Source organism: Thiobacillus denitrificans ATCC 25259, from assembly GCF_000012745.1.
In the GTDB taxonomy this organism is placed as follows: Bacteria; Pseudomonadota; Gammaproteobacteria; order Burkholderiales; family Thiobacillaceae; genus Thiobacillus; species Thiobacillus denitrificans_B.
Map to the genome: position 1 here is coordinate 1,936,159 of NC_007404.1, position 25,225 is coordinate 1,961,383.

At 64.0% G+C, this 25,225-nt stretch carries 29 protein-coding genes; 12 read left to right on the plus strand and 17 right to left on the minus strand.

Annotation, left to right across the window (positions count from 1 at the left end; translation table 11 throughout):
• Positions 1-62: 62 nt before the first annotated feature.
• The gene (locus tag TBD_RS09215; RefSeq protein WP_011312350.1) at positions 63-1,355 is read left to right on the plus strand and encodes a porin; all 1,293 of its coding nucleotides are present in this window, start codon (positions 63-65) and stop codon (positions 1,353-1,355) included.
• A gap of 44 nt (positions 1,356-1,399) precedes the next feature.
• Here the strand turns inward: TBD_RS09215 and orn are convergent, their stop codons facing one another.
• Positions 1,400-1,948 carry an oligoribonuclease gene (gene orn / locus TBD_RS09220; protein ID WP_011312351.1) on the minus strand — a complete coding sequence of 183 codons (549 nt, stop codon included), beginning with the start codon at positions 1,946-1,948 and terminating at the stop codon, positions 1,400-1,402.
• A 113-nt stretch (positions 1,949-2,061) separates the two neighbouring features.
• Here orn and TBD_RS09225 point away from each other — a divergent pair, with 113 nt between their 5' ends.
• The 4 genes from TBD_RS09225 (at position 2,062) to TBD_RS09240 (ending at position 4,197) form a co-directional block, all read left to right on the plus strand.
• Positions 2,062-2,370 carry a hypothetical protein gene (locus TBD_RS09225; RefSeq protein WP_011312352.1) on the plus strand — a complete coding sequence of 103 codons (309 nt, stop codon included), beginning with the start codon at positions 2,062-2,064 and terminating at the stop codon, positions 2,368-2,370.
• 9 nt (positions 2,371-2,379) lie between these two features.
• Positions 2,380-2,721, plus strand: a complete 342-nt coding sequence (locus tag TBD_RS09230) for a 4a-hydroxytetrahydrobiopterin dehydratase (RefSeq protein ID WP_011312353.1) — start codon at positions 2,380-2,382, stop codon at positions 2,719-2,721.
• Between the two features lie 156 nt (positions 2,722-2,877).
• On the plus strand, positions 2,878-3,651 hold the full coding sequence (gene rsgA / locus TBD_RS09235; protein ID WP_011312354.1) for a ribosome small subunit-dependent GTPase A: 774 nt from the start codon (positions 2,878-2,880) through the stop codon (positions 3,649-3,651).
• A 36-nt stretch (positions 3,652-3,687) separates the two neighbouring features.
• Positions 3,688-4,197, plus strand: coding sequence for a DsrE family protein (locus tag TBD_RS09240; protein WP_011312355.1), 510 nt, complete (start codon positions 3,688-3,690; stop codon positions 4,195-4,197).
• A 10-nt stretch (positions 4,198-4,207) separates the two neighbouring features.
• Here TBD_RS09240 and TBD_RS09245 read toward each other — a convergent pair whose 3' ends face one another.
• The 10 genes from TBD_RS09245 to TBD_RS09290 form a co-directional block, all read right to left on the minus strand.
• Entirely contained in the window at positions 4,208-4,642 is a 435-nt protein-coding gene (locus TBD_RS09245; protein WP_011312356.1) for a CBS domain-containing protein, read from the minus strand.
• Between the two features lie 60 nt (positions 4,643-4,702).
• Positions 4,703-5,248: a DJ-1 family glyoxalase III gene (locus TBD_RS09250; protein WP_011312357.1), complete on the minus strand. Its 546-nt coding sequence runs from the start codon at positions 5,246-5,248 to the stop codon at positions 4,703-4,705.
• Positions 5,249-5,265: 17 nt separating this feature from the next.
• Positions 5,266-5,751 (minus strand): YajQ family cyclic di-GMP-binding protein, encoded by a 486-nt coding sequence (locus TBD_RS09255; protein WP_011312358.1) that lies wholly within the window; start codon positions 5,749-5,751, stop codon positions 5,266-5,268.
• A gap of 6 nt (positions 5,752-5,757) precedes the next feature.
• Entirely contained in the window at positions 5,758-6,330 is a 573-nt protein-coding gene (locus TBD_RS09260) for a hypothetical protein (RefSeq protein ID WP_011312359.1), read from the minus strand.
• A gap of 10 nt (positions 6,331-6,340) precedes the next feature.
• Positions 6,341-6,655: a pyrimidine/purine nucleoside phosphorylase gene (locus tag TBD_RS09265; protein ID WP_011312360.1), complete on the minus strand. Its 315-nt coding sequence runs from the start codon at positions 6,653-6,655 to the stop codon at positions 6,341-6,343.
• 2 nt (positions 6,656-6,657) lie between these two features.
• Positions 6,658-7,887: an argininosuccinate synthase gene (locus TBD_RS09270; RefSeq protein WP_011312361.1), complete on the minus strand. Its 1,230-nt coding sequence runs from the start codon at positions 7,885-7,887 to the stop codon at positions 6,658-6,660.
• Between the two features lie 13 nt (positions 7,888-7,900).
• Complete coding sequence (locus TBD_RS09275; RefSeq protein ID WP_041432640.1) at positions 7,901-8,140, minus strand: DUF2283 domain-containing protein; 240 nt, start codon at positions 8,138-8,140, stop codon at positions 7,901-7,903.
• Position 8,141: 1 nt separating this feature from the next.
• On the minus strand, positions 8,142-9,059 hold the full coding sequence (gene argF / locus TBD_RS09280; RefSeq protein WP_011312362.1) for an ornithine carbamoyltransferase: 918 nt from the start codon (positions 9,057-9,059) through the stop codon (positions 8,142-8,144).
• The gene (locus tag TBD_RS09285) at positions 9,059-10,243 is read right to left on the minus strand and encodes an acetylornithine transaminase (protein ID WP_011312363.1); all 1,185 of its coding nucleotides are present in this window, start codon (positions 10,241-10,243) and stop codon (positions 9,059-9,061) included. Before TBD_RS09285 ends, argF begins: the two co-directional genes overlap by 1 nt.
• A 106-nt stretch (positions 10,244-10,349) precedes the next feature.
• Positions 10,350-10,850 (minus strand): urate hydroxylase PuuD, encoded by a 501-nt coding sequence (locus tag TBD_RS09290; RefSeq protein WP_011312364.1) that lies wholly within the window; start codon positions 10,848-10,850, stop codon positions 10,350-10,352.
• 259 nt (positions 10,851-11,109) lie between these two features.
• Here TBD_RS09290 and TBD_RS09295 point away from each other — a divergent pair, with 259 nt between their 5' ends.
• A complete protein-coding gene (locus TBD_RS09295) occupies positions 11,110-11,391 on the plus strand; it encodes a DUF3579 domain-containing protein (protein WP_041432642.1) in 282 nt (93 codons plus the stop codon).
• A gap of 78 nt (positions 11,392-11,469) precedes the next feature.
• Here TBD_RS09295 and rpsT read toward each other — a convergent pair whose 3' ends face one another.
• Positions 11,470-11,733 (minus strand): 30S ribosomal protein S20, encoded by a 264-nt coding sequence (gene rpsT / locus TBD_RS09300; protein ID WP_011312366.1) that lies wholly within the window; start codon positions 11,731-11,733, stop codon positions 11,470-11,472.
• Positions 11,734-11,924: 191 nt separating this feature from the next.
• Here rpsT and murJ point away from each other — a divergent pair, with 191 nt between their 5' ends.
• From murJ to ispH, 6 genes are read left to right on the plus strand one after another with little or no spacing between them, the layout of a single operon-like run.
• The gene (gene murJ / locus TBD_RS09305; RefSeq protein WP_011312367.1) at positions 11,925-13,463 is read left to right on the plus strand and encodes a murein biosynthesis integral membrane protein MurJ; all 1,539 of its coding nucleotides are present in this window, start codon (positions 11,925-11,927) and stop codon (positions 13,461-13,463) included.
• Positions 13,464-13,519: 56 nt separating this feature from the next.
• On the plus strand, positions 13,520-14,449 hold the full coding sequence (locus TBD_RS09310; protein WP_011312368.1) for a bifunctional riboflavin kinase/FAD synthetase: 930 nt from the start codon (positions 13,520-13,522) through the stop codon (positions 14,447-14,449).
• A gap of 12 nt (positions 14,450-14,461) precedes the next feature.
• Positions 14,462-17,251, plus strand: a complete 2,790-nt coding sequence (gene ileS, locus TBD_RS09315) for an isoleucine--tRNA ligase (RefSeq protein ID WP_011312369.1) — start codon at positions 14,462-14,464, stop codon at positions 17,249-17,251.
• A gap of 16 nt (positions 17,252-17,267) precedes the next feature.
• Positions 17,268-17,741 carry a signal peptidase II gene (gene lspA, locus TBD_RS09320; RefSeq protein WP_011312370.1) on the plus strand — a complete coding sequence of 158 codons (474 nt, stop codon included), beginning with the start codon at positions 17,268-17,270 and terminating at the stop codon, positions 17,739-17,741.
• Entirely contained in the window at positions 17,738-18,175 is a 438-nt protein-coding gene (locus TBD_RS09325; RefSeq protein WP_011312371.1) for an FKBP-type peptidyl-prolyl cis-trans isomerase, read from the plus strand. The genes lspA and TBD_RS09325 overlap by 4 nt, the downstream gene beginning before the upstream one ends.
• A gap of 13 nt (positions 18,176-18,188) precedes the next feature.
• Positions 18,189-19,115: a 4-hydroxy-3-methylbut-2-enyl diphosphate reductase gene (gene ispH / locus TBD_RS09330; protein ID WP_011312372.1), complete on the plus strand. Its 927-nt coding sequence runs from the start codon at positions 18,189-18,191 to the stop codon at positions 19,113-19,115.
• Between the two features lie 340 nt (positions 19,116-19,455).
• On the opposite strand, the gene TBD_RS09335 is transcribed toward ispH, so the two are convergent.
• From TBD_RS09335 to TBD_RS09355, 5 genes are read right to left on the minus strand one after another with little or no spacing between them, the layout of a single operon-like run.
• Positions 19,456-22,098, minus strand: a complete 2,643-nt coding sequence (locus TBD_RS09335; protein WP_011312373.1) for a hypothetical protein — start codon at positions 22,096-22,098, stop codon at positions 19,456-19,458.
• Between the two features lie 11 nt (positions 22,099-22,109).
• Positions 22,110-23,372, minus strand: coding sequence for a pilus assembly PilX family protein (locus TBD_RS09340; RefSeq protein ID WP_011312374.1), 1,263 nt, complete (start codon positions 23,370-23,372; stop codon positions 22,110-22,112).
• Positions 23,373-23,374: 2 nt separating this feature from the next.
• Entirely contained in the window at positions 23,375-24,247 is an 873-nt protein-coding gene (locus TBD_RS09345; protein WP_011312375.1) for a prepilin-type N-terminal cleavage/methylation domain-containing protein, read from the minus strand.
• A complete protein-coding gene (locus TBD_RS14315; protein WP_011312376.1) occupies positions 24,241-24,759 on the minus strand; it encodes a GspH/FimT family pseudopilin in 519 nt (172 codons plus the stop codon). Before TBD_RS14315 ends, TBD_RS09345 begins: the two co-directional genes overlap by 7 nt.
• 9 nt (positions 24,760-24,768) lie before the next feature.
• Positions 24,769-25,173, minus strand: a complete 405-nt coding sequence (locus TBD_RS09355; protein WP_011312377.1) for a type IV pilin protein — start codon at positions 25,171-25,173, stop codon at positions 24,769-24,771.
• Between the last annotated feature and the right edge of the window lie 52 nt (positions 25,174-25,225).

Below are 25,225 nucleotides of genomic sequence, written 5' to 3' on the forward strand. Positions count from 1 at the left end.
CCGCGCGCAGTTCTGGGCGACTTTGCGCCCGAAAAACGCGAATACCTTGGGAGGAAGTCTCTGTGAAAACGAAAATCATCGTTCTGCTCGCCACCTGTCTACCGCTGTCCACCCAAGCCGCCAACTGGCTTCAGGTGCAGGGCAACGAAGCACCCGGCAGCCCCCGTTTCAAGCCTTTCGGCTTTTTTCAGCCGACCTATACCGCCATCGACGCCGATCCGATCGACGGGCTGCTTGGTGCCGCTGCACCCTTCAACGGCCAGCTCACCCTGCCCAACCGCGTAGGGCCCGCACTGGACGACAAGGACGAGCTGCAGTTCTTCCGCGCCCGCCTGGGCCTGCGCGGCAATATCGTGCCGAGCCGGATCAATTACTTCCTTCTGGCCGAGGCCGGGAAGAACGCGATCACCTCGCAGCGGGATCTGATGATGACCGACGCGTCGGTCACCTTCAATTACATTCCGGGCGCCCGCGTGCGCGCCGGCCTGTTCAAACTGCCGACCAGCGAGGAGGCGCTGGTGGCGGTGCATCAGGCCTACCACTACGTCTACTTCAGCAATGCCGCGACCAATCTGCTCGTCGAAAATCAGGTCAAGTCGACAGGCGCAGTCAACGCGACCGGCGCGTCCAACGGCGCGACCGTCAGCGCCGGCTCGGGCTTCCGCGACTGGGGCGTCCAGGTCTACGACTGGTTCAACCGGGGCGCCTGGGAGTTTTCCTATGCGCTGATGGTGTCGAACGGCAACGAGATCGAGGAATTCTCCGACAACGACGGCAACAAGGACGTCACCGGCCGCTTGCAGGCGTCCTACGTTTTCGGCAAGAGCAAGGGACCCAAGCGCGAAGACGCCTCGGTCTGGCTGTGGCATCAGACCGGCGAGCGCGAATTCGGCGGCGAAGACTTCGACCGCATTCGCGAAGGCGTCGGCGCGCGCTACCAGAAAGGCCCGTGGCGCGCGACCGCCGAATACCTGCGCGGCGACGGCATGATCGTCGGCGGGCCCAACCCGCCCTTCCCCGCCCAGCCGGTCCAGATCGGCACCAACGAGAAAGCGGACGGCTGGTACCTCGAGGGCGGCTGGCGCTTCCACAAGAGCTGGGAAGTCGACCTGCGCCATGACGTGTTCAACCGCATGACCGAGACTGCCGCGCTGGAACGGCAATTCACGACGACGACGCTGGGGGTGAACTGGTTCTTCTACAAGAACACGCGGCTGACGTTGAACTACGAGTGGCGCGACCTGGAGGTTCCGAACCCATCCGCCATCCCGGCCGGCGCCCAGCGCACCAACGCGCAAGCGATCGCAGACAACCTGGGCGACCGCGCCAGCGTGCAGCTGACCTGGTTCTTCTGACCGGCGACCCCGTCTTCCTCCTGCGGCGGCCTCGGGCCGCTTTTTTACTCGGCGCGAATGAAGTGCTCGCGGTAGTACCTGAGCTCGTCGATGGATTCGTAGATGTCGGCAAGCGCCTCGTGCTTGTTCGATTTCTTGAACGCGTCGCAGAGGCCCGGGCGCCAGCGCTTGGCGAGCTCCTTGAGCGTGCTGACGTCGAGGTTGCGATAGTGGAAGAAGGCTTCGAGCTCGGGCATGTGGCGCGCCATGAAGCGCCGATCCTGACAGATCGAGTTGCCGCACATCGGCGAGGTCCGCGGTGAGACGTGCTGTTTGACGAATTCGAGCATCTGCGCCTCGGCATCGGACTCGCTGAGCTGCGACGCCTTGACGCGATCGATCAGCCCCGACTTGCCGTGGGTGCCCCTGTTCCAGCTGTCCATCGCGTCCATCACCGCGTCGGGCTGATGCACGACCAGCACCGGCCCCTCGGCGACGGTATTGAGGTCGGCGTCGGTCACGACGATCGCAAGTTCGATGATGCGGTCGCTCTCGGGCGACAGGCCGGTCATTTCCATGTCGAGCCAGAGCAGATGCGTGGGGTTGAGCGCCATGACGATTTCCTGAATGGGATAGCCGGCATTCTCGCATAGACCCTGCCCTGCGCGGGGTAGCGGAAGGCCCGGCTTGAAGCCATAATCGGAGCCTATCCCACACTGGAGTCCGCATGAAACGCCTGATGATTTTTTGTGCCACTGCCATGCTTGCCGGAGCGGCTCAAGCCGCGCCGTTCGACAAGGGCGACCCCAAGGCCGGCAAGCTGTTGCACGACAAGACCTGCGTCCAATGCCACGTCAAGATGTTCGGCGGCGACGGCAGCAAGATCTACACGCGCGCCGACCGCAAGACCGGGACGGCGCAGCAGCTCGCGGCCCGCATCTCGGGCTGCAACGCCAATACCGGCGCCGGCTGGTTCCCCGAAGACGAGGCGCACGTCGGCGCCTATCTCAACGAGCAGTATTACAAGTTCAAGTAAGGAAACGCCATGCCCACGATCGTCGAAGAACTGGTCCGCAAGAAGTGCGCGCCCTGCGAAGGCGGCATCGCGCCGCTGACCGACGCGCAGGTTGCCCCCATGCTCAAAGGCCTGTCGGGCTGGCAGCGCGACGGCATCAAGATCGTCAAGGAATACAAGTTCAAGGACCATTACCAGGCGCAGGCCTTCACCAACGCGGTGATGTGGGTGTCGCACCGCGAGGATCATCATCCCTACCTGATCGTCGGCTACAACACCGTCAAGGTCGAGTTCTGGACCCACGCGATCGAGGGCCTGTCGGAAAACGATTTCATCTGTGCGGCCAAGGTCGACTCGCTTCTCGATCTCTGAGCCGCGCCTCCCGGAGCGGCGGCAACTGACGACGGACAGGGCCCTGCGATTCTGAACACGCTCACCGGGCAAGTTGTCGCAGCCTTCAGTCGCCGCTTCATCGTCGACACCGCCGAGGGCACGCTGGCGTGTCAGGTCCGTGGCCGGCATCTGCGAGTGGTGTGCGGCGACCAGGTCGAGTTGCGCCGCGACGGCGACGCCGGCGTGATCGAGCGCCTGTTGCCGCGGGCAAGCCTGCTCTACCGTTCCGACGCGTTCAAGACCAAGGCCATCGCGGCCAACGTCACCCAGCTCGGCGTGGTCATCGCGGCACGCCCGAGCTTCTCGCTCGAACTCGTGCAGCGTTGCATCCTGGCCGCCGAGGACCAGGGCGTCGCGAGCCTGCTGATCCTCAACAAGGCCGATCTGCCGGAAACCGACGTTGCGCGAGAAAGGCTGCTGCCGCTGACCCGCCTCGGCTACCCGCTCGTGGCGCTATCGGCACTGACCGACGTCACGCCGCTGCGCCCGGCGCTGCAAGGGCACACCACGCTGCTGATCGGCCACTCCGGGATGGGCAAATCGACGCTCGTCAACGTCCTCTTCCCCGGCGCCAACGCGGAAACCGCCGAGTATTCCGAGGCGCTCGACAGCGGGCGTCACACCACGACCCACGCCCGGCTGCATCGCCTCGACGCGACCTCGGCCGTGATCGACTCGCCGGGGCTTCAGGAATTCGCGCTCCAGCATCTGGACGAGAAAGCCCTCGCGCATGCCTTCGTTGAATTCCGTCCCTTCCTCGGCGAGTGCCGTTTCCGTGACTGCAAGCACGAGGTCGAGCCGGGGTGCCGGATCCGCCAGGCCGTCGCCGATGGCGACATCGCCCCGGCCCGCCTTCAGCTGTTCCAGACGCTGCGCCGCCTGCAGCAGAACGCCGCACAGCGCCTATAAAGCAGAGTTCCTTGGACTGCAAATCAGGAGCGCCCCATGAAAGCATTCCTCGCTGCGTGGGTCGGGCTGTGGCTCGGGTGCGCGCCGCCCGCGCTCGCGGACGCAAAATGGGTCGCGACGTCCTACGCGCCGCCCAAGGTGGTATTCGAGTTCTTTCTCGACCATCCGCAGAAGATCGCGAGTGCCCTCTACTGGCTGCGCTCGCTGACCAACCCGCTGATGGACGCCCCCTACAACTACGCCCCCGAGGACCTCGACATCGTGGTCGTCGTCCACGGCACGGAAATCGTGACGCTCGCGAAGCGCAACGAAGCCCGGTATGAGGAAGCGGTCGAGCGCATGCGTTATTACGCGGAACTGGGCGTGCGCTTCAAGGTGTGCGGCGAGGCGGCTGCCGAATACGGTTACGTGCTGCGCGATTTCCAGGATTTCGTCGAGGTCGTCCCCAATGCGATCACCGAGCTCGCGCATTGGCAGCAGCAAGGCTACGCGCTGATCGTGCCGCGGGTGATGGAGCGGACGGTCGACCTCGACGCGATCCGCTAGCCGCCCGCGCTCACTCGGGCCAGTGCTTGATGTAACGCTTCAGGAGGCTGTTCTCGAAGTTCGCTTCCTTGAGGCAGGCGCGCGCGACATCATGAAAGGAAATGATCGCCAGGAGCTTGTTGCCGTCGAGGATCGGCAGATGGCCGATATGTGACTTCGTCATCACGTCGCGCGCGTAATCGACGGAATCGTCGGCGTTCGCGACGACGGGGTCGGTGACCATGATCGCGCTGACTTCGGTGTCCTTGAGGTCACAGCCATGTTCGACCATGCCGTGTACGACGTCGCGCTCGGTCAGCAGGCCGACCATCTCGCCGGCCTTCAGGACGACGAGTGAGCCGACGCCGAGTTCGACCATGCGGGCGACTGCACTCTCCACCCGGTCGGTCGGGGCGATGCTGTAGATTTCGTCGCTCTTGAGGGTGAGGATCTCGCGGATTTGCATGCTGGTCTCCGAATCGGCTGGGCGTAGGCCCTCATGATAACAATCCGGCGACGCCGCCGGCTACGGTCTGACCAGCGCCGTTTCGACCTGCTCGCGCTTGGCGCGGCCGACGAGGGTTTCGACCAGTTGCAGCGCGAAATCCATCGCCGTTCCGGGACCGCGCGAGGTCAGCACCGTGCCGTCCTGAACGACCGCCTCGGCGCGCAAGGTGACGTCGGGAACACCGTCGAGAAAGCCCGGGTAGCTCGTCGCCTGTTTGCCGCGCAACAGCCCCGCTTCGGCCAGCACCATCGGCGCGGCGCAGATGGCTGCGGTATATTTCCCGGCCGACGCCATCTTCTTCAGCAGGTCGACGACGCGTACGTCGTCCTTGAGGTGCGCCGCGCCCGGCATCCCGCCCGGCAGTACGACCATGTCGTAGGCGTCGGCGAGCGCCTGATCGAGCGTCACGTCCGGCACGAGCTGAACGCCGCGACTCGCCTTGACCACGCCGGGCTTCAGGCCCGCGACGATGACCTCGACGCCGGCGCGCCGCAGCAAGTCGATAATGGTGACGGCTTCGAGCTCTTCACAGCCGTCCGCCAGCGGAACCAGAACCTTGGCCATTCTCGCCTCCCGATCACTCAGTCGCGGAAATTCTGATATTGCAGCGGAAAATCGCTGACGCTCTTCTTGACCAGCGCGATCGTCTCCTGCAGCACGTCGCGCTTGGCGCCCGAGACGCGCACCGTTTCGCCCTGGATGCTCGCCTGCACCTTGAGCTTGCTGTCCTTGATGCACTTGACGATCTTCTTCGCGAGCTCGGTCCCGACCCCGGTCTTCACCGTCACGCTGCGCTTAACCTTGTTCCCCGAGACTTTCTCAACGTTCCCGGTATCGAGGCATTTGACATCGACGCCGCGCTTAGAGAGCTTCTGCGACAAGATGTCCTGCACCTGATCGAGCTGGAAATCGGTGTCGGCGTAGACCGTCAGCGCATAGTCGCTTTGCTCGACGCGCGCGTCTGAGCCTTTGAAGTCGAAGCGCGTGGACACTTCCTTGTTGACCTGGTCGATCGCATTGCGGACTTCCTGTTTGTCGACCTCGGACACGATGTCGAAACTTGGCATCTTGATCTACTCCTCATCCAGTACGAACGACTGCACCGGCAGGCCCGACTCGTCGTGAAACTCGGCGGCGGCCATCACGCCGAGTCGCGCGACCCCCTCGGCGTCGAGCGAGGGCGCGCGGAATGCTGCGTACATCGCGCCAAGTGCGTAGGGGCTGCCGCTGCCGTAGGCGTAGAACTTCGAGAACTCCTGCACGGTCCGGTGCGCCGCGACGCCGAAGATCCCGCGCGGGCTTGCGATGAGCACGTCCATGCGGCTCGACTCGAGGTCTTCCTCTTTGTCGTCGCCCGTCTGAAGATAGTAATGCTCCTTGAGCGCGCCGTGCAGCGTGTTCCAGACACGGAATATCTCGCCCACCGAATCGAGCCGCGGTGGCTCGTCGAGCGATTCGAAATAGTCGGCGAGAATCAGCTTGAAGGTCGCCGATCCGGTGATCGCGACGTAGCTGTCGCCGACCCGGATGATCTTTTCGTGATTCGCGACGTAGTCGGCCGATTCCTTGCCACCGCCCCATTTCGTCAGCGTGTCGGCGGCGATCGCGATGCGGCCCTCCTTGCGCACGACGGCGACGGTCGTCATGGCTCAGCGCTCAGCCGAAATGGCACACGTAGTGGTAGGGCTCGGCCGCGACTTCGATCTCGAAGCTCGAGTTCGCAGGCACTTCGAACGACTGCCCGGCCGCGTAGCTCTTCCACTCGTTTTCGCCCGCGAGCTTGACCCGACATGCGCCGGCGACGGTCTCCATGACTTCGGGGGCCCCCGTATTGAAGGTCAGCGTCGATGGCAGAATCACGCCGACGGACTTTTTGGTGCCGTCGGCGAATTCGACGGTATGCGAAACGCACTTGCCGTCGAAATAGACGTTGGCCTGCTTGGTGACTGCGACGTTGTCGAACCGGGACATGCTTATTTTCTCCGTGCGTCGAGTTTTGCGGCGATGCGCATGCGCAGCGCGTTGAGCTTGATGAAACCGCCGGCGTCCTTCTGATCGTAGGCGCCCGCGTCGTCCTCGAAGGTTGCGATGGTCGAGTCGAACAGCGAATCGTTCTTCGAATCGCGGCCGACGACGATGACGTTGCCCTTGTAGAGCTTGAGCCGCACCGTGCCGTTGACGTGCGCCTGCGTGTGGTCGATCAGCACCTGCAGCGCGCGCCGCTCGGGCGCCCACCAGTAGCCGTTGTAGATCAGGCTGGCGTAGCGCGGCATCAGGTCGTCCTTCAGATGCGCGACCTCGCGATCGAGCGTGATCGACTCGATCGCACGGTGCGCCTTCAGCAGGATGGTGCCGCCGGGCGTTTCGTAGCAGCCCCGCGACTTCATGCCGACGTAGCGGTTCTCGACGAGGTCGAGCCGGCCGATGCCGTGCTTGCCGCCCAGTTCGTTGAGCTTGGCGAGCACTTCGTGGGCAGGCATTTGCTGGCCGTCGATCGCGACGACATCACCTTTCGCGTAGGTCAGTTCGATGTATTCGGCCGCGTCGGGCGCCTTCTCGGGCGACACGGTCCAGCGCCACATGTCTTCTTCGGCTTCGGCGCTGGGGTCCTCGAGGTGGCGGCCTTCGTAGGAAATATGCAGCAGGTTCGCGTCCATCGAATAAGGCGAGCCGCCCTGGCGATGCTTCATGTCGATCGGAATGCCATGGGATTCTGCGTAGGCGAGCAGCTTCTCGCGCGAGAGCAGGTCCCACTCGCGCCACGGCGCGATGACCTTGACGTCGGGTTTCAGCGCGTAGGCGCCGAGTTCGAAGCGCACCTGGTCGTTGCCCTTACCGGTGGCGCCGTGACAGATCGCGTCGGCGCCGGTTGCGTTGACGATCTCGATCAGCCGCTTGGCGATCAGCGGCCGCGCGATCGACGTGCCGAGCAGATATTCGCCTTCGTACACGGTATTCGCGCGGAACATCGGGAAGACGAAGTCGCGCACGAATTCCTCGCGCAGGTCGTCGATGTAGATCTGTTCAGGTTTGATGCCGAACTGCAGTGCCTTCTGCCGCGCCGGTTCGAGTTCCTCGCCCTGGCCGAGGTCGGCGGTGAAGGTCACCACCTCGCATTGGTAGGTGTCCTGCAGCCATTTCAGGATGACCGAGGTGTCGAGGCCGCCGGAATAGGCCAGTACAACTTTCTTGATGTCGCTCATGGGAGTCGCTGGATTAATGGGTGGAGCCGGAAGTGTTCGTGTCGATGATCTCGATCTGGCCCGGGAAGCCGCCGATCTTGAGAATGTCGAGATTGGCGGCCTGGCTCGCCTTTTCGATTTCGATGCCGACGACGCGGCCATCTTCGGAAAAGTTCAGCACGATGCCCTCGTGGGCCTCCCAGGCGCGGGCGGGGTTCTCGGGGCTGATTTCGACGTACAGCGAATCCATGTCCTTGAAGTAGGCGATGTTCATGTCAGGTTTCCAGTTTTCCGAGGAGAAGATATTCCATCAAGGCTTTTTGCACGTGCAGCCGGTTTTCCGCCTCGTCCCAGACCACGGACTGCCGCCCGTCGATGACTTCGGCGGTCACTTCCTCGCCGCGATGCGCCGGCAGGCAGTGCATGAAAACCGCTTCAGGCTTCGCCACCGCCATCATCTCGGCGTCGACCTGCCAGTCGGCGAAGGCCTTCATGCGTGCGTCGTTTTCCGCTTCCCAGCCCATGCTCGTCCACACGTCGGTGGTCACAAGATCGGCGCCGCGGCAGGCGTCCATCGGGTCGACGAAGCTTTCGAAGTGGTCGGTGCCATACAGGCCCGCGCGTTCGGGCTCGACCTCGTAGCCGGGCGGGGTCGAGACGTGGACGTTGAAGTCGAGCAGCTCTGCGGCCTGCAGCCAGGTGTTGCACATGTTGTTCGAGTCGCCGATCCAGGCGACCGTCTTGCCGTGGATCGGCCCGCGGTGTTCGATGAACGTGAAGATGTCCGCGAGCACCTGGCATGGGTGATATTCGTTGGTCAGGCCGTTGATGACGGGCACGCGCGAATGGGAGGCAAACCGCTCGATGATCTCCTGTTCGAAGGTGCGGATCATCACGATGTCGACCATGCGCGAAATGACTTCGCCCGCGTCCTCGACCGGCTCGCCCCGGCCGAGCTGGGTGTCGCGGGTGTTGAGATAGATTGCCGAACCGCCAAGTTGGTGCATGCCGGCTTCGAAGCTCAGACGCGTCCGCGTCGAGCTCTTCTCGAAGATCATCGCGAGCGTGCGGTCAGCGAGCGGATGGTAGGGTTCGTAGCGCTTGAAGCGCGACTTGATCACGCGCGCACGTTCGAACAGATAGAGATGTTCGTCGCGCGAGAGGTCCCTGAACTGGAGAAAGTGCTTCAGCATCAGGCCGCCTGCTGCAGATAGTTCCGGACCACGTCGGCGACGGTGGCGACGAGCAGGTCGACTTCGTCCGCGCCGTAGATCAGCGGCGGCACCAGACGGATCACCGAGTCGGCGGTCACGTTGATCAGCACGCCGGCGTCGCGCGCGACGCCGACGAGTTCGGCGCAGGGCCGGTCGAGCTCGATCCCGATCATGAGGCCCTCGCCTCGGATGTCGAGCACCCCGTGCACGCCGTCCAGTGCGCCGCGCAATCCGGCCCGGATCGCGTCGCCGCGCAACCGCGCGTTGTCGAGCAGATGCTCCGCCTCGATCGTCTCAAGCGTCGCGAGCGCGGCGGCGCAGGCGAGCGGATTGCCGCCGAAGGTCGAGCCGTGCGTTCCCGGCGTGAAGACCTCGGCCGCGGCGCCGCGCGCGAGACAGGCCCCAATCGGAACGCCGCCGCCGAGCCCCTTGGCCAGCGCGATCACGTCGGGTACGACGCCGGCGTGCTGGAAACCGAACCAGGTGCCCGTGCGGCCGATTCCGGTCTGCACTTCGTCGAGCATCAGCAGCCAGCCCTGTGCGTCGCACAGCGTCCGCAATTCCGCGAGGTACTCGGCCGGCAGGATATTGATGCCGCCCTCGCCCTGCACGGTTTCGATCAACACCGCGACCACGCTCTTGTTGTGCTCGGCGACATGGCGGATCGCTTCGATGTCGTTGAAAGGCACGCGCGCGAAGCCCGACAGCAGGGGCTCGAAACCCGCCTGGATCTTGCGGCTGCCGGTTGCGGTCAGCGTCGCCATGGTGCGGCCGTGGAAGGCCTTTTCGACGACGATGATCGTCGGCAGCTCGATCCCCTTGCCGTGGCCATAAAGACGCGCAAGCTTGATCGCCGCTTCGTTGGCCTCGCAACCCGAATTGCAGAAAAAGGCGCGGTCCATGCCCGACAGCGCACAGAGCTTGTCCGCCAACTCCTCCTGACGCAGCACGCGATACAGGTTGGACGAATGGATGAGCGTCGCGGCCTGTTCGGCGATCGCCTTGACCAGTCTCGGATGGGCGTGTCCGAGCGCGTTGACCGCGACGCCGGCGACCGCATCGAGGTAGCGCTTGCCGGCCTCGTCCCACAGGTAGGCACCCTCACCGCGAACGAAGGCCACCGGCTGGCGCGCGTAGGTGTTCATCAAGTGTGTTGTTGTCATGGCAGTCTCACCCGGGCTGTCCCGTCAATTGCTGCTGTATGGGCGTGATAACAGCAAAATAGAAAACGGCGGCCGAAGCCGCCGTGCTTGTCATGCAGCGCCTTGATTATAGGCCGAAAAGGCTGCGGTGAGACCACCCGCCGGCCATGAAGAACAACATCGGAATCGACAGCATGGTGTTCGTGCGCGAGGCCAGAAACGCCGTCCTGCGCGCGCGGTTCTTCTCCTCGTCGGACGCGGGCTTGATGCCGAGTATCTTCTTCTGGTTCGGCCAGATCAGGCCCCAGACGTTGAACAGCATGATCGTCCCGAGCCAGGCGCCAATGCCGATCGCGCCGAAGCCATTACGCAACAGGAAGGCGTCGACGAAGTACGGCCCGAGGAGCGCGGCGCCGGCGAGCCAGGTCACGACCGCGCCCCAGCGGAAGAACAGCAGCGCGCGCGGGGCGACGTGCTTGCTGATGCCGGCAGCGGTGCCGTCGGCCGTCGCGTGCTTGAGCGCGGCCACCTGCACGAAGTTGAAGTAGTACAGCAGCCCGATCCACATGATGCCGGCCATGAAGTGAATCCAGCGGGCGAGGACGGCGACGATATCGATGGTTTCCATTGCGCCTCCTCAGCTCAGGAAATTTCTGGCAAAGACATACAACACGGCGGTCAGCACGACGCCCGAAATGACGGTGCCCCACAGCGAATCCAGCGGGTTTTTCATCCTCTATCTCTCCTCAGTTTTGTATAGTTGACCGTTTTGGTCAGGTAAGACCGCGCCAGTATCTTCAAAACCTCCGGCGTGCGCAAGGCCGTCGCCCTCGGGGTATCGGAGGCACATGCTAAAATCCAGCCCATCTCTTCATTGCCCGCTACCCATGGATGACGCATCCGCCGACGCACCTTTCATCATTCGCGGCATCACGACCAAGGGCGCCCGCTTCCGCCCGAGCGACTGGGCCGAACGGCTGGCGGGCGCGTTTGCGGTAATTGACCCGAATCACCGCACGAATTATTCGCCTTACGTGCAGCCGAAGACGCTCGACGGCATCACCTGCATCGTGGTCGACAAGAAACTCAAGACGACCGACACCAACGCCTACCGCTTCCTGCAGAACTTCGCGCGAAGCAACGAACTGGTGACCGAGAACGCCGACTGACACGCCGGACGCGCAATAAAAAACGCCGCTTTCGCGGCGTTTTTTATCAGACCCGAACTCGTCGGGTCGAGGTGCAGCTCAGGCCATGCCTTTGACGGCAAGCGACAGACGGCTCTTATGGCGCGCAGCCTTGTTCTTGTGGATGATTTGCTTGTCGGCGATGCTGTCGATCACGCTGACCGACGACTGGTAGACGGCCTGCGCCGCAGCCTTGTCGCCTGCCTCGATCGCCTTGCGCACTTTCTTGATCGCCGTACGCAGTTCCGAGCGCTGGCTCATGTTGTGGTCGCGCTGCGCGGATGCCTGACGTGCGCGCTTGCGCGCCTGGGCGGAGTTCGCCATGTATTCTGCTCCTGTAATCTCAGCCAGCGGCTGAGGCAATAATCTGTAGGGCGCCCCGACACTGATCAGGGGCTTTGCATCAAAGCCGGCAATTGTACGAGACAAACGGCCGACAAATCAAGCCGCCCCCCCGTGCGGTTGCGGCACCCCCGCCGGGGGGCCACAATGCGCGCACAATTACGGCGCGCCCCATGAATCTTCTCAAAGCCCTCGCTGCGGTCAGCAGCATGACCCTGCTCTCACGCATCCTGGGATTCGCCCGCGACACGATCATCGCCCGGGTCTTTGGCGCCGGCATGCTGACCGATGCTTTCTTCGTGGCGTTCAAGATCCCCAACCTGTTGCGGCGCCTCTTCGCCGAGGGCGCGTTTTCCCAGGCTTTCGTGCCGATTCTCGCCGAATACAAGAACCGCAAGGGGCATGACGCGACGCGCGTGCTCGTCAGCCAGGTCGGCACCGCACTGACCCTCGCGCTGGTCGCGGTCGCCGTGCTCGGCATCCTCGGCGCGCCGTGGATCGCCTATATCAGTGCGCCGGGTTTTCGCGCCGACCCGCAAAAGTTCGAATTGACGGTGACCCTGCTGCGCATCACCTTCCCCTACATCATCTTCATTTCGCTGGTGGCGCTCGCGGCAGGCGTTCTCAATACCTGGAGCCGTTTTTCCGTGCCCGCGTTCGCGCCGGTCCTGCTCAACGTCGCGATGATCGCCGCGGCACTCGGGCTCGCACCCTATTTCGACCCGCCTGTCCTTGCGCTCGGCTGGGGGGTCGCGCTCGGGGGCGTGCTGCAGCTCGCATGGATGCTGCCGCACCTCGCGAAGCTCGACATGCTGCCGCGCCCGGCCCGGCATTTCGACGACCCCGGCGTACGCCGCGTCCTCAAGCTGATGGCGCCCGCGACGCTCGGCGTTTCGGTCGCGCAGATCAGCCTCTTGATCAACACGATTTTCGCCTCCTTCCTCGCGACCGGCAGCGTGTCGTGGCTCTATTACGCCGACCGGCTGATGGAGTTTCCGACCGGCATGCTCGGCGTGGCGCTCGGCACCATCCTGCTGCCAAGCCTCGCCAAGCACTACGCGGACGACTCGCCAGCCGACTATTCGCGACTCCTCGACTGGGGCCTGCGCCTCACGCTGCTGCTCGCGTTGCCGTCAGCGGCGGCACTGGCCGTGCTCGCGGTGCCGCTCATCACGACGCTCTTCCACTACGGTGCCTTCACGGCCGCAGACGTGACGATGACGCAGCGCGCGCTGGTCGCCTACAGCCTCGGACTCGTCGGCCTGATCCTCGTCAAGGTGCTGGCACCCGGTTTCTATGCGCGGCAGAACATCCGCACGCCGGTGAAGATCGCGCTCTTCACGCTCGTCGCTACCCAGCTCATGAACCTGGCGTTCATCGTCCCGCTCGGTCACGCCGGACTCGCGCTGGCGATCGGGCTCGGTGCCTGTCTCAACGCAGGATGGCTACTCCATCTGCTGAAGAAGCAGGGAATCTACCGCCCGCAACCGGGCTGGTTCGGCTATTCACTGCGCCTGACGGTGGCCGTCGGTATCATGGGAGCCGCGCTGTTCTTCGCCATGGGCACGGCGTCGTGGTGGCTCGCGGCCGACTTTCTCGAGCGCCTGCTCAGGCTGTCGCTGCTCGTCGGCGGCGGCGCGCTGCTGTACTTCGCCGCGCTCGGCGTCATGGGCTTCCGCCCCGCGCAATTCGCGCGCCGCGCGGCGGAATAAGCCGCTGAATCGGCTAGAATCAGTCCTTTTCGCGCTCTGTTCCTTCGGCCCGATTCATGCGCATCACCCACGGTTTTCGTCCGCTCGGCACGGCCCACGCCGTCACGATCGGCAACTTTGACGGCCTGCACCTGGGGCACCAGGCCATGCTCGCCCGGCTGCAGGCAGTCGCGCGGGCGCGAGGGCTGTCGAGCTGCGTCTTGAGCTTCGAGCCGCACCCGCGTGAATTCTTCGCTCCCGAGCAGGCACCCGCGCGTCTGTCGAGCCTGCGTGAGAAGGCAGAGTGCCTGCAGCGTCTCGGCGTCGACCGCTTCCATGTGTTCCGCTTCGACCGCCCCTTCTCGAGCCTGTCGGCCGAGGCCTTCATCGAGCAGGTGCTCGGGCATACGCTGCAGGCGCGTTATGTCCTAGTCGGCGACGATTTCCGCTACGGCGCCAAGCGTGCGGGCGACTTTGCGCTGTTGCAGCAGGCCGGCGCTCATCTCGGCTTCGACGCCGAACATCTGCCGACGGTCGAGATCGCAGGCGAACGCGCCTCGTCGACCGCCGTGCGCCAGGCGCTTGCGGCCGGCGAACTCCACCACGCCGGCTGCCTCCTCGGGCGGCCTTACAGCATTTCGGGGCGCGTCGTGCACGGCGACAAGCTTGGGCGGGCGATCGGCTTCCCGACTGCCAACATTCAGCTCAGGCACAACCGGCCGCCGCTCATGGGCATCTACGCGGTCGAACTGTGCGGGCTCAATGGTGCGCCGCTGCAAGGCGTCGCGAGCCTCGGCAGACGGCCGACCGTAAAGGGCGCCGACGCGGTACCGGTGCTCGAAGTGCACCTGTTCGACTTTGACGCCGACATCTACGGCCGCCGTGTGCGAGTGGACTTCCTGCACAAGCTGCGCGACGAGGAAAGATACCCGGACCTCGACAGCCTCGTCGCGCAAATCCGCCGCGACGTCGAGGACGCGCGGCAGTTTCTCGCCAAGACCCGATAAAACGCTGCCTCCATGCCTGATTACAAGAGCACGCTCAATCTGCCCGACACCCCCTTCCCGATGCGCGGCGACCTCGCCAAGCGCGAGCCCGGCTGGGTGAAAAGCTGGCAGGAGAAGAAACGCTACGAGGCGATCCGCGCGGCCGCCGCGGGACGGCCGAAGTTCATCCTGCACGACGGTCCGCCCTACGCCAACGGCGACATCCACATCGGACACGCGGTCAACAAGATACTCAAGGACATCATCGTCAAGGCGAAGACGCTCTCCGGCTTCGATGCGCCCTACGTGCCGGGCTGGGACTGCCACGGCCTGCCGATCGAATTGCAGGTCGAGAAAACCCACGGAAAGGATATTCCGCCGGCAAAATTCCGCGAGCTCTGTCGCGCCTACGCCGCCGAACAGATCGAGCGCCAGAAGGCCGACTTCATCCGCCTCGGCGTGCTCGGCGACTGGTCCAATCCCTACCGCACGATGGACTTCCAGTTCGAGGCCGACACGCTGCGCGTGCTCGGGCAAATCCAGCAGGCGGGCTTCCTGTACCAGGGCGCCAAGCCGGTGCACTGGTGCGTCGACTGCGGCTCGGCGCTGGCCGAGGCCGAAGTCGAATACGAGGACAAGAACTCCCCGGCGATCGACGTCGGCTTCGCAGTGGCCGACCGCGCCGACCTCGCGCGCCGCTTCGACGTCGCAGCGATCGACACACCGGTCCAGATCGTGATCTGGACGACGACACCATGGACCTTGCCGGCCAATCAGGCCGTCGCGCTGCATCCCGACTTCCCGTACACCCTCGTGCGCACGGCGCGAGGCTTGCTCGTCCTGGCCGAGAGCCTGCGTGAAGCGGCGCTCGTGCGCTATGGCCTCGCCGACGGTGCCGAAATCCTCGCGCACACGACGGGCCAGATGCTCGAAGGGCTGCCGTTGTGGCACCCCTTCCAGGACCGCCAGGTCCCGGTCATCGTCGGCGAGCACGTCACGGCCGACGCCGGCACCGGCGCGGTGCACACGGCGCCCGGCCACGGCCTCGACGACTACGTCGTCGGCAGCCGCTACGGCCTCAAGGTCGACAATCCGGTCGGCGACGACGGCCGCTTCTACGCCAGCGTGCCGCTCGTCGGCGGCATGAGCATCTGGCAGGCCAACCCGCTGATCGTCGAAACGCTCGAGGCCAGCGGCGCCCTGCTCGCGCACGAGAAGCTGCTGCACAGCTACCCGCATTGCTGGCGCCACAAGACGCCGATCATCTTCCGCGCGACACGGCAGTGGTTCATCGGCATGGATTCCGCGGGTCAGGACTCAGGAGTCAGGGATCAGGGGGCGACGCTGCGCGAACAGGCGATGAAAGCGGTCGAGGCGACGCAATTCTTCCCGCACTGGGGCCGCGCGCGGCTCGAGGCGATGATCCGGAACCGTCCGGACTGGTGCGTGTCGCGCCAGCGCAACTGGGGCGTGCCGATGCCGTTCTTTACGCACAGGGAGACCGGCGCGCTGCATCCGAGGACGACCGAACTGCTCGAAATCGTCGCGCAGCGTGTCGAGACCGCGGGCATCGAAGCGTGGTTCGCGCTCGACCCCGCCGAACTGCTCGGCGATGACGCGGCGCACTACGACAAGACCGGGCATACGCTCGACGTCTGGTTCGACTCCGGCGTGACCCACGCGTGCGTGCTGAAGCGGCGCTCCGAGCTTGCGCATCCGGCCGATCTCTACCTCGAGGGCTCGGACCAGCATCGCGGCTGGTTCCAGTCTTCCCTGCTCACCGGCTGCGCGACCGACGGGCGCGCGCCCTACGATGCGCTGCTGACGCACGGCTTCGTCGTCGATGGCAAAGGCCACAAGATGAGCAAGTCGAAAGGCAACGTGATCGCGCCGCAGAAGGTCATGGACCAGTACGGCGCCGACATCCTTCGGCTGTGGGTGGCGACGACCGATTATTCGGGCGAGTTGTCGATCTCCGACGAGATCCTGAAACGCGTGGTCGAGGGCTACCGACGCATTCGCAACACGCTGAAGTTCCTGCTTGCCAATCTGTCGGACTTCGATCCCCGCGAGCATGCGATGTCGGTCGACGAATGGCTCGAAATCGACCGCTACGCGCTCGCAATGACCCGTCGCCTGCAGGGCGAACTGCAGCGCCACTACGACGCCTACGAATTCCACTTCATCGTGCAGAAGCTGCAGAGCTTCTGTTCGGAAGACCTGGGCGGCTTCTATCTCGACATCCTCAAGGACCGCCTCTACACGAGCGCGGGGGACAGCCGCGCGCGGCGCGCGGCGCAAAATGCGCTCCACCACCTGACCCACGCACTGGTGCGGTGGATGGCGCCCATTCTGTCGTTCACCGGCGAGGAGGTGTGGACCCAGCTTGCCGACGCCGACGACTCGGTGTTTCTGCATACCAGGCACGTGCTCCCCGAACAGGGCGGCGAAGACGAACTGCTCGAACGCTGGGCACGCATCCGCGCACTGCGCGCCGAGGTACAAAAGGAACTCGAAACCGTGCGCGTCGCCGGCGCCATCGGCTCGTCGCTGCAGGCCGAAGTGACGCTGCATGCTACGCCGTCGACCGCCGCGCTCCTGAGCTCGCTCGCCGATGACCTGCGCTTCGTGCTGATCACCTCGCAGGCGCGCGTCGTGGGGGCGGATGCCGACCGCGTCGAGGTCGCGCCGAGCGCGGCGAAGAAATGCGACCGCTGCTGGCACTACCGCGACGACGTCGACGCGCACCCCGAGCACCCGGGCTTGTGCGGCCGCTGCGTCAGCAATCTCTTCGGAGACGGCGAGGCGCGCCGCCATGCGTAAACCCGCGACGCCTGCGATGCGCAAGTGGCTGGGCCTCGCCTTCGCCATCATCGTCGCGGACCACCTGACCAAGTTCTGGGTCTCGTCGACTCTCGAATACCAGGAAGCGATTCCGGTCCTGCCGTTCTTTTCGCTCGTGCTCGTGCACAACACCGGCGCCGCATTCAGCTTTCTCGCGAACGCGGGCGGCTGGCAGCGCTGGTTCTTCATCGCGGTCGGCATCGTCGCCACCGTGATCATCGTGCGACTGCTCGGGCGCCACGGCGACGAGCCCCGGCTGGCGCTTCCGCTCGCACTTGTCCTCGGCGGCGCGCTCGGCAACGTGATCGACCGCGTCGTGCTGGGGCACGTCGTCGATTTCCTGTATTTCCACTATCGAAGCTTCGCCTGGCCTGCATTCAACGTTGCCGATTCGGCGATCACCGTCGGCGCGGCCCTGCTGATCTGGGACAGCCTGCGCGGCAAGCCGAGCCCGGCCAAGGAATCATGAGCTCGCGCGCCGTCGCCGCCGGCGACACGCTCGAACTTCGCTACGCGCTGCGTCCGCGCGGAGGCGACGATCTCGTCTCGAACTTCGACGACCCTGAAGCCGAAACGCTGACGCTCGGCGATGGCACGCTGTCGCCTGCGCTCGAAGCCTGGCTGATCGACCTGACGCCGGGCGAACGTCACGTCTTCCTGCTCGATCCCGGGCAGGCTTTCGGCCAGAGCGACCCCGGGCTGATTCAAACGCTCGCAAAGACCGATCTGCCGCCGGACATGGAATTCGTACGCGATCATCTGGTCGAATTCGCGATGCCCGGCGGCCAGACCCTCGCCGGGCGCATTCTCGAAGTCGCCGACGACGCGATCAAGGTCGACTTCAATCACCCTCTCGCCGACCTCTCGATCGAATTCGAGGTCGAAGTCGTTCGCATCCTCTGACGGAAGATCGTTCATGACCCCCACCGTTCTGCTCGCCAATCCGCGCGGCTTCTGCGCCGGCGTCGACCGCGCGATCGCGATCGTCGAACGCGCGCTGGAAAAATTCGGCGCACCGATCTACGTGCGCCACGAAGTCGTCCACAACACCTTCGTCGTCGACGACCTCAAGCGCAAGGGTGCCGTTTTTGTCGAGGAACTGTCCGAGGTGCCGGCCGGCGCGACCGTCATTTTCAGTGCACACGGCGTGTCTCAAGCTGTGCGCACTGAAGCCGCAGCCCGCGGGCTGACCGTGTTCGACGCGACCTGCCCGCTTGTCACCAAGGTCCACGTCGAAGTCAGCAAGATGCGCGACAAGGGATACGAGATCGTGATGATCGGCCACAAAGGACACCCCGAGGTCGAAGGCACGCTCGGCCAGTCCGCCGGCGGCATGTACCTCGTCGAGACGCCCGGCGACGTCGCGACGCTCGAGGTAACGAATCCCGACTGCCTCGCCTACGTTACCCAGACTACACTCTCGGTCGACGACGCCGCACGCGTGGTCGATGCCCTGCGCGCGCGCTTCCCCACGATCACGGGGCCAAAGAAGGACGACATCTGTTATGCGACGCAAAACCGCCAGGATGCAGTGAAGCATCTGGCGTCGCAGTGCGACGTCGTCATCGTCGTGGGATCGCCGACCAGTTCGAATTCGAACCGCCTGCGGGAGGTCGCGGAGAACCTGGGGATAGCGGCCTACATGGTCGACAATGCCGACGAGATCGACCCGCGGTGGGTATCGGGAAACCAACGCGTCGGCGTGACCGCCGGGGCGTCGGCACCCGACGTGCTGGTGCGGGCAGTGATCGATCGCCTGGAACGACTGGGGATATGTTCGGTGAGCGAGCTCGATGGGGTGCAGGAGAAGGTCGGATTCCCTCTGCCGAGAGAGTTGGCGTAAAAATAGCCTTGGGCAGGGCGGTGCCAAGCCGGCACCTGCGTGGCCCCGACAAATGGTCACCTCAGGGCAATTTTCCTGCGGTCGCGCCGGGAAACCTGCCCGGCGACGACGTTCCTTAGATTGGCGCAGAACCCTGTCCTGCGGGGCCCCGCTCGGGCGCGCGGTCGACCGTGGTACGGAACGGTTGAGCCGCTGCAAAACGTCATAGCCGACCTCTCGGTCCTCTACCGGGGACCCGCCGAGATCACCTGCACCTCCAAACCAGTCCTGACGATTTCCGCCCAAAGCTAAAAAGAATCGGGGCCCGAAGGCCCCGATTCCGTGACTACGCGTGTGCGTGTCAGCGCCGCGCCTCGACGTTGGTTTGTTGTTTTTGCAGGAGCGTCGCCGAGCTCGAGGTACCATCCACATCCGCCAGCGCCGAGGTTATCGATGCCAGGGTGCAGGAACCCGTGGTCGATCCGTTGCAAGGCGTACCGCCTGGCGAGAGATAGGTATACGTCCCCCCGGTGGGATCGACGGCGATGGTAATGGCGCCGGTCCATCCTTTCGGCACGACGCAGGAGTAGACCAGCTTCTCGTTACTGCCAGCGCCCGTCACAGCCTTGTTGGTGCAAGTACCGCTGGATGTTCCGCTGAACGTAATCGCCGTGTCGGCCGCGGTAACAGCCGGCTGCGGTGCTCCGTTCGGGAAGTTGGCGTTCGTGATTTGGCCAGTCAGGGTCACCGTGTCGCCGAAGGCGATGACCTGGCCGACCGTCGTCGCATTAGCCACTGTCATGGACGAAGTGGAGAGCGATCTGCTGGTAGCGTCGTCGAACGTGTATACCGATCCCGTACTGCCGACGGTCAGGGTGCCGGTCCAGCCGTTCGAGACGGTACACGAGTAGTACCACGCGTAAACATCCGAGTCGCCGACCTGGGCACTGCATGGGCTGATGACCGAGCCCGACGTCGTGTTGAGCGTCACCGTGATCGGCGATGCCGGGGTGCCCGTCTCGGCCACGTTGGCAGATCCATTCCCTTTCACGACCTTCCCCGTGATGGAATGTGCCGTCCCCGCGGCCGGACGGCTCACGGTGATCGTGTCGGCCAGCACATTGCTGCTCAGATTGTCGTATACATCGGTACCGTAGCTCACGCCGGGCACATAAGTTGGGGGGGTGGGATTTACGTTAACGTTGACGCCACCCGTCACGCCGCTGTTGGAAAGCCGGGCCTTGGCCGTAATCGTCGACGTCCCCGCGGTTGTGCCGCTCTGCACGGTCACCTTGCCACGGCTGAAGCTGCCGTAATACCTGTTCACGGGGTCGACAATCGCGTTGATGGCTTCGCTGGTCACGGTGGCGACACCGGTGTCCGAGGATATCCAGTCGAAGAGCAGCGTGAGATTGGCTTCGTAGAATGGCGCGAATTCCAGCCACGCCGAGTTCGACGCGGTCTGACTGGCAGTGACCTTGGCAAGCAACGCTGAGTAGTACGCCGTGTCGACGGTGTTTTGCTCGTTCACGCTCGAGGTCGCCGGATCGTCTTCGGCGTTGTATATCGTGTCGACGTAGACCGCCCGCGACAGTAGCTGCACCGGATCGGAACCTGAGGGAAGTGTCAGATCGCGTCCACCCAGCGTCGGCACGGTAACGCCGGAGCCGCCGGAGTCTGTCTTCACTGCGTTTTCCACAACCTTCTCGACGACGTCGACGTAATTGTTCAGGTTGGTCTGATTATTCAGCAGGAAGTTGTACGGAAGGATGGTGACCTTGCGCAGCTGCCAGTCCTGCATCACGCGCCAGAAACCGTCGACGCGTCCGACGCGGCACGACTCGAGGTAAGCCCCGTCGGTGACTTCGGTGAAGGCCGAGCCCGAAGCGAGGCTTGCATCCTTGTTGGCGTCGGTGCAGTTCGCCGCACCCACCCCGCCACTGACGCAGCTCGAATACCAATAATGTTTGTGATCTTCGCTGCCCGTGTAGTCGGAAGTGGGCCGCTTCGGATCGTACTTCGGGTCGTTGGCGGCGCGGTCGTGGTGGTCACGACAGCAGACGTCGCACTGGGACGGCGGGTTGTTGCCGAGGGGCTGCCCTGTTTTCTTGGTGACGGCTTCACCGGCCTGGTTCACCAGTCGGGAGCCGTTCCATACCTTGCGCGTGGGCGTGTAGCCTGTGCCGGTCCCGCTGTTGAACTGACACTCGCAGGTAACGCTGCTGAATTCTTCCTGCGAATCCTTCTGGTAGCCTGCGCCGTCGCGCGAGTAGACGACCGAGTCGAAGCTCACGTTGATCCCGTCACCGCTCTGGGAGACTTCGGGCAGCGGCTTGCTCGATTCCTTGAACTGGGAGCCCCCGGTGTTGATCGGAACAGGAACAGCGTCCGGCACCCCGACAGGCGTATAACCTGCCACGGGTTTTTGCGTCGAAAAGGCACTGGCCGTCCCCATCGCCATACGCGCCGGATCCATCGCATAGATCACGCCCTGCAATTCGACCTCCTGAGGTCCGCCCTTGCTGTCGGTCCAGGAAACGGTCACGGTTGCCAGCTTTGCGGTCGGGTCCGTGCAGGTGCTGCTAAAACTCAATGCGCTGCCGGCCGTTTCGGCCGCGCAGGTCACAGCCCATTCGAGCGAATAGCTGTCGGTGTAACCACTGACCGTTCCCGAGGGAAGGAGCAGACTGCCGCTGTTTTCGCGTCCCCCGGCGTTATTGGCGATTTCACTGAAACAGAACGTCGGGTCGGCACATTCGTTCACGCCCGTCGTAGTGGCGTCGTCTTCGAGGCGGGTAAAACCGCGCAGGTCATCCAGTTTCTCCTGAGCCAGGCTGGCCGCGATCGAGCGCGCCTTGACGAGGCTGCCGTCCTGCATGGCGGCCGCATGGAACCCGGCCAGTCCGAGCAGCGCGACGGCCAGTATCAATGCGGAAAACAGCGCCTCGACCAGGCTGAAGCCGCCTTGATGCCGCGTGCCAATTTGACCAGGAAAGCGAGGCATAGCCGTCTCCATCACTGAACATCCGACCAGGCGCCGGGAATGCGCGCCAAATTGCGACCGGATGGGCTGTTTTTCAGGTTTTCCAAAACTTCGGAGTCGAATTCGAGGACGAATCCGCCCGTAAGCTGCAAATCGACGCCATCGTGCGCAAACAATGCGCCGTACAGGTGAGCGTTGCCGTTGGCGATCAGGCGCGGCGGGGTGCCCGCTGCGAACGCCGGGTCGAACAGGTACAGCAGACCGTAGAATTCAGTGCCGGCGTTGAACGTGGTGTCGCCTTCCACCACGAGAAGCACCGGATTGTCGGCTGTTCCGACCTGACCGGGCGGATTGCAGTCGCCGGTGACCCAGATCAGGCCGCTGGATGTCGCGCCGAGGCCGGCACAACTCGTCACGACCTTCGCTTGATCCTTGATTTTCTGATACTCGGTTTCGGGGACGCCGAACAGGAACAGAAACAGGTCGGCGGGGAAGTTGGCATCGTTCCCGATCATGTCGGGACCGACCGTGCCGCTCGAGGTGAGCGCTTCGGACGACGGGCAGGCCCCGCCGGTGAAATCGCCGACGTGGCAACTTGCAAAGCTTCCGCCCGGGCTGAACGCGCCGTCCGACCAGGCCGACACGGGTACGCCCGATCCGCCGCCGTTCGAGTTGGTGATGATGCTGTAGTTGCCGGTCAAGTCGACGTTGCTCGCCGCCGCAAGCGGCGTGCCGACGTTGCCGAGCAGCAACGGGTAGAAAAACGCGCCCTGCTTGATCACCGAGGTGCTGGTGGTATCCGCCGACTTGCCGATGGCGACAACGTTGTATACCAGTCGGCTGCTTGCACCGCTGACGGGGGTCAGCAGGAACAGCTCGAAACTGCCCTGACTCGGCTGACTGGTCAGGCTACCGCTGGAATATGTATTGATCGCAAGGTATTTCCAATTGGTCCGATCGCCCGAGCGGATCGGCAGGCATGGAGCCGCCGAACTGGTACAGGTCGTCCAGGTCAGGATCGGGGTCGTAGTCAGGTCGTCACTGTTATGCAATCCGCTGGGGCTGAGGCGTGCCCGATTGGCGTTCAGCAGGCCCAAGCCCTGCTCCATCCCCGACTCGGCCGCCGCGAGGGCCTCACGCGCACGAAAATCGTTGGCCGCGGAACGGGTATCGAGCGTCAGCACGCCTGCGCCGTAGAGCGCGAGCAGGCTCAGCAGGATCACGATCATCAAGGTGACGATCAGGGAGATGCCGCGCTGGCTGGCGGGAACGAACGGCTTGCCGGATGTCGTCATGGTCAGCTCAATCTGTCGTTGCGGACACGAATGGTTTCCTGAAGCGTCCGCTCGACGCCGGGGTCGGCTTTCAGGTGGCCCGTGATCTTGATCGTGAATTCGCGCACGTCGATGGAAAAACCCGAGCTCGTGAGCGTGACAGGGGAATTGTTGGTGACGGTGAAGACGTCGATCTCGACAACGTTTTCGTCGGTGAGGTTTTCCCAGCTACCGCCCGAAGTGCAGGTGTCGCCGCTGCTTGCAGACGTACGGACTTCCACGGCGTTCTCGGTCGTATCGAGGCGGTAGCCGAGCCGCTCGCCGTTGGCGTAGGTCCCGCTGGCGTCGGTGTCGGAGGCAAATAGAATGCAGTTCGTGGTGTGGATCAGGGTGGATTCCGGACGCAGGATGTTCCAACTGGTCGCCGGCACGCCGTCCGCGTTGGTGACGCTGGCGGGCCAGGTGCCGGTGAGCGTCACGCTGAAACTGCCGCTGTTGTAATTCGTGATACTGCCGCGATAGACGGTCGTGCCGTTTTTGTAAACGAGGGTTCCCCCCTCTGCCTTCGTTCCGATGTCTCCGAGATTGCCGGCGCTGCTCGTCACCGTCACGGTTCCGGTCGTGCCGCTCAAGGTCAGCGGATCGGTCAGGCGAATGCGGGTGACTTCCGCCGCTGGATCCCAGATCGTCGCTCGCCGCAGGTCGCGGGAAAGCATGGTCATGACCTGGCGCATCTCCTGATCCAGCCGCCCCATCTTGATGGTGTCGTTGCTGCTGCTCATCGTGGTGGTCAAGAGGCTCATCGCGGCGGCCACGACGATCATGCCCACCGCGAGGCCGATCATGAGCTCGACCAGGCCGAAGCCAGCTTGGTGTCGGGTGCGGAGGTTCAGCATGATGGATACCCCTGACCGCCGCCGGGGACGCAGATCCGGATACGCCCGACGGTTCCCACCTTCACATAAACCTCCACGCCGTTCGCGGACTCGAGTTCCACGGTTTCGTTGCCGACGACCGTTCCTCGCTGCGGGTTGAACCCGAACACGTGGCCGGTACCGGGTTCGTCCAATTCGACCCCCTTGAACGCAGTGCTGTAGACCGCGCGATCGACATCGTCGACTTTGCACGCGCCGGTCGAGCAGTCGCAGGTCGACGACTCTGTCATCCCTATGCACCAGGTCGAACCGCTGCCGGTCACCACCGCATTCAGTTTCTTGTTGCGCTTGATGGCTTCGCTTTTGGCGTTGACAAGGAAGGCGCTCACCGTTTCTGCCGCACGCTTGACGCGATATTTGTCAAAGAACGAATTGAATGACGGTGCGGCCATCGTGAGCAGGATCGCGAGAATCGCGACGACAATCACCATTTCCACGAGGGTGAAGCCCTTCGGCCCGGGGAGCGGTCTCATGTCGTGGCCCTATTTCGTCCAGCAGCCCGAAGCGGGTGTTTTGTTGCCGCTCTGGTTGATCGCGAGCGACGTACAGCCGCTGTCGTTGGCCTGGGCGCCGGTGGCGGTCGCCGTGACGGTATAGGCGCTGGCGCTGGTGGCGGTGGCGCTGCCGACCGTGATGCTGTAGCCGTAATAGGGATTGTTGTCGGAAAAACCGGCGTCAGCGAGGTTGCTCGAGTAGGTGTTGTGATTCGCCCGCCACTTCTCGAGCCCGAGCTGTATCTTGAGCAGGTCGGCCTGCGCGTCGGCACGGCGCGCCGAGAGCATGTATTTCTGATACCCCGGATAGGCGATCGACGCCAGAATGCCGACGATCGCCACCGTAATCATCAGTTCGATCAACGTGAATCCGTTTTGTCTTCCCGACTTCATGTCTCGTCCCTTTTCACGTGTTTGCACCCTAACTCCTGTCCGGGGCAGCTGC

What these genes read in the sequence shown, in the direction of transcription:
- orn (WP_011312351.1), bottom strand. Translation starts at nt 1,948, where the DNA reads ATGGCGCTCAACCCCACGCATCTGCTCTGGCTCGACATGGAAATGACC.
- TBD_RS09225 (WP_011312352.1), top strand. Translation starts at nt 2,062, where the DNA reads ATGAAACGCCTGATGATTTTTTGTGCCACTGCCATGCTTGCCGGAGCG.
- TBD_RS09230 (WP_011312353.1), top strand. Translation starts at nt 2,380, where the DNA reads ATGCCCACGATCGTCGAAGAACTGGTCCGCAAGAAGTGCGCGCCCTGC.
- TBD_RS09240 (WP_011312355.1), top strand. Translation starts at nt 3,688, where the DNA reads ATGAAAGCATTCCTCGCTGCGTGGGTCGGGCTGTGGCTCGGGTGCGCG.
- TBD_RS09245 (WP_011312356.1), bottom strand. Translation starts at nt 4,642, where the DNA reads ATGCAAATCCGCGAGATCCTCACCCTCAAGAGCGACGAAATCTACAGC.
- TBD_RS09250 (WP_011312357.1), bottom strand. Translation starts at nt 5,248, where the DNA reads ATGGCCAAGGTTCTGGTTCCGCTGGCGGACGGCTGTGAAGAGCTCGAA.
- TBD_RS09255 (WP_011312358.1), bottom strand. Translation starts at nt 5,751, where the DNA reads ATGCCAAGTTTCGACATCGTGTCCGAGGTCGACAAACAGGAAGTCCGC.
- TBD_RS09260 (WP_011312359.1), bottom strand. Translation starts at nt 6,330, where the DNA reads ATGACGACCGTCGCCGTCGTGCGCAAGGAGGGCCGCATCGCGATCGCC.
- TBD_RS09265 (WP_011312360.1), bottom strand. Translation starts at nt 6,655, where the DNA reads ATGTCCCGGTTCGACAACGTCGCAGTCACCAAGCAGGCCAACGTCTAT.
- TBD_RS09270 (WP_011312361.1), bottom strand. Translation starts at nt 7,887, where the DNA reads ATGAGCGACATCAAGAAAGTTGTACTGGCCTATTCCGGCGGCCTCGAC.
- TBD_RS09275 (WP_041432640.1), bottom strand. Translation starts at nt 8,140, where the DNA reads ATGAACATCGCCTACTTCAAGGACATGGATTCGCTGTACGTCGAAATC.
- argF (WP_011312362.1), bottom strand. Translation starts at nt 9,059, where the DNA reads ATGCTGAAGCACTTTCTCCAGTTCAGGGACCTCTCGCGCGACGAACAT.
- TBD_RS09285 (WP_011312363.1), bottom strand. Translation starts at nt 10,243, where the DNA reads ATGACAACAACACACTTGATGAACACCTACGCGCGCCAGCCGGTGGCC.
- TBD_RS09290 (WP_011312364.1), bottom strand. Translation starts at nt 10,850, where the DNA reads ATGGAAACCATCGATATCGTCGCCGTCCTCGCCCGCTGGATTCACTTC.
- TBD_RS09295 (WP_041432642.1), top strand. Translation starts at nt 11,110, where the DNA reads ATGGATGACGCATCCGCCGACGCACCTTTCATCATTCGCGGCATCACG.
- rpsT (WP_011312366.1), bottom strand. Translation starts at nt 11,733, where the DNA reads ATGGCGAACTCCGCCCAGGCGCGCAAGCGCGCACGTCAGGCATCCGCG.
- murJ (WP_011312367.1), top strand. Translation starts at nt 11,925, where the DNA reads ATGAATCTTCTCAAAGCCCTCGCTGCGGTCAGCAGCATGACCCTGCTC.
- TBD_RS09310 (WP_011312368.1), top strand. Translation starts at nt 13,520, where the DNA reads ATGCGCATCACCCACGGTTTTCGTCCGCTCGGCACGGCCCACGCCGTC.
- ileS (WP_011312369.1), top strand. Translation starts at nt 14,462, where the DNA reads ATGCCTGATTACAAGAGCACGCTCAATCTGCCCGACACCCCCTTCCCG.
- lspA (WP_011312370.1), top strand. Translation starts at nt 17,268, where the DNA reads ATGCGCAAGTGGCTGGGCCTCGCCTTCGCCATCATCGTCGCGGACCAC.
- TBD_RS09325 (WP_011312371.1), top strand. Translation starts at nt 17,738, where the DNA reads ATGAGCTCGCGCGCCGTCGCCGCCGGCGACACGCTCGAACTTCGCTAC.
- ispH (WP_011312372.1), top strand. Translation starts at nt 18,189, where the DNA reads ATGACCCCCACCGTTCTGCTCGCCAATCCGCGCGGCTTCTGCGCCGGC.
- TBD_RS09335 (WP_011312373.1), bottom strand. Translation starts at nt 22,098, where the DNA reads ATGCCTCGCTTTCCTGGTCAAATTGGCACGCGGCATCAAGGCGGCTTC.
- TBD_RS09340 (WP_011312374.1), bottom strand. Translation starts at nt 23,372, where the DNA reads ATGACGACATCCGGCAAGCCGTTCGTTCCCGCCAGCCAGCGCGGCATC.
- TBD_RS09345 (WP_011312375.1), bottom strand. Translation starts at nt 24,247, where the DNA reads ATGCTGAACCTCCGCACCCGACACCAAGCTGGCTTCGGCCTGGTCGAG.
- TBD_RS14315 (WP_011312376.1), bottom strand. Translation starts at nt 24,759, where the DNA reads ATGAGACCGCTCCCCGGGCCGAAGGGCTTCACCCTCGTGGAAATGGTG.
- TBD_RS09355 (WP_011312377.1), bottom strand. Translation starts at nt 25,173, where the DNA reads ATGAAGTCGGGAAGACAAAACGGATTCACGTTGATCGAACTGATGATT.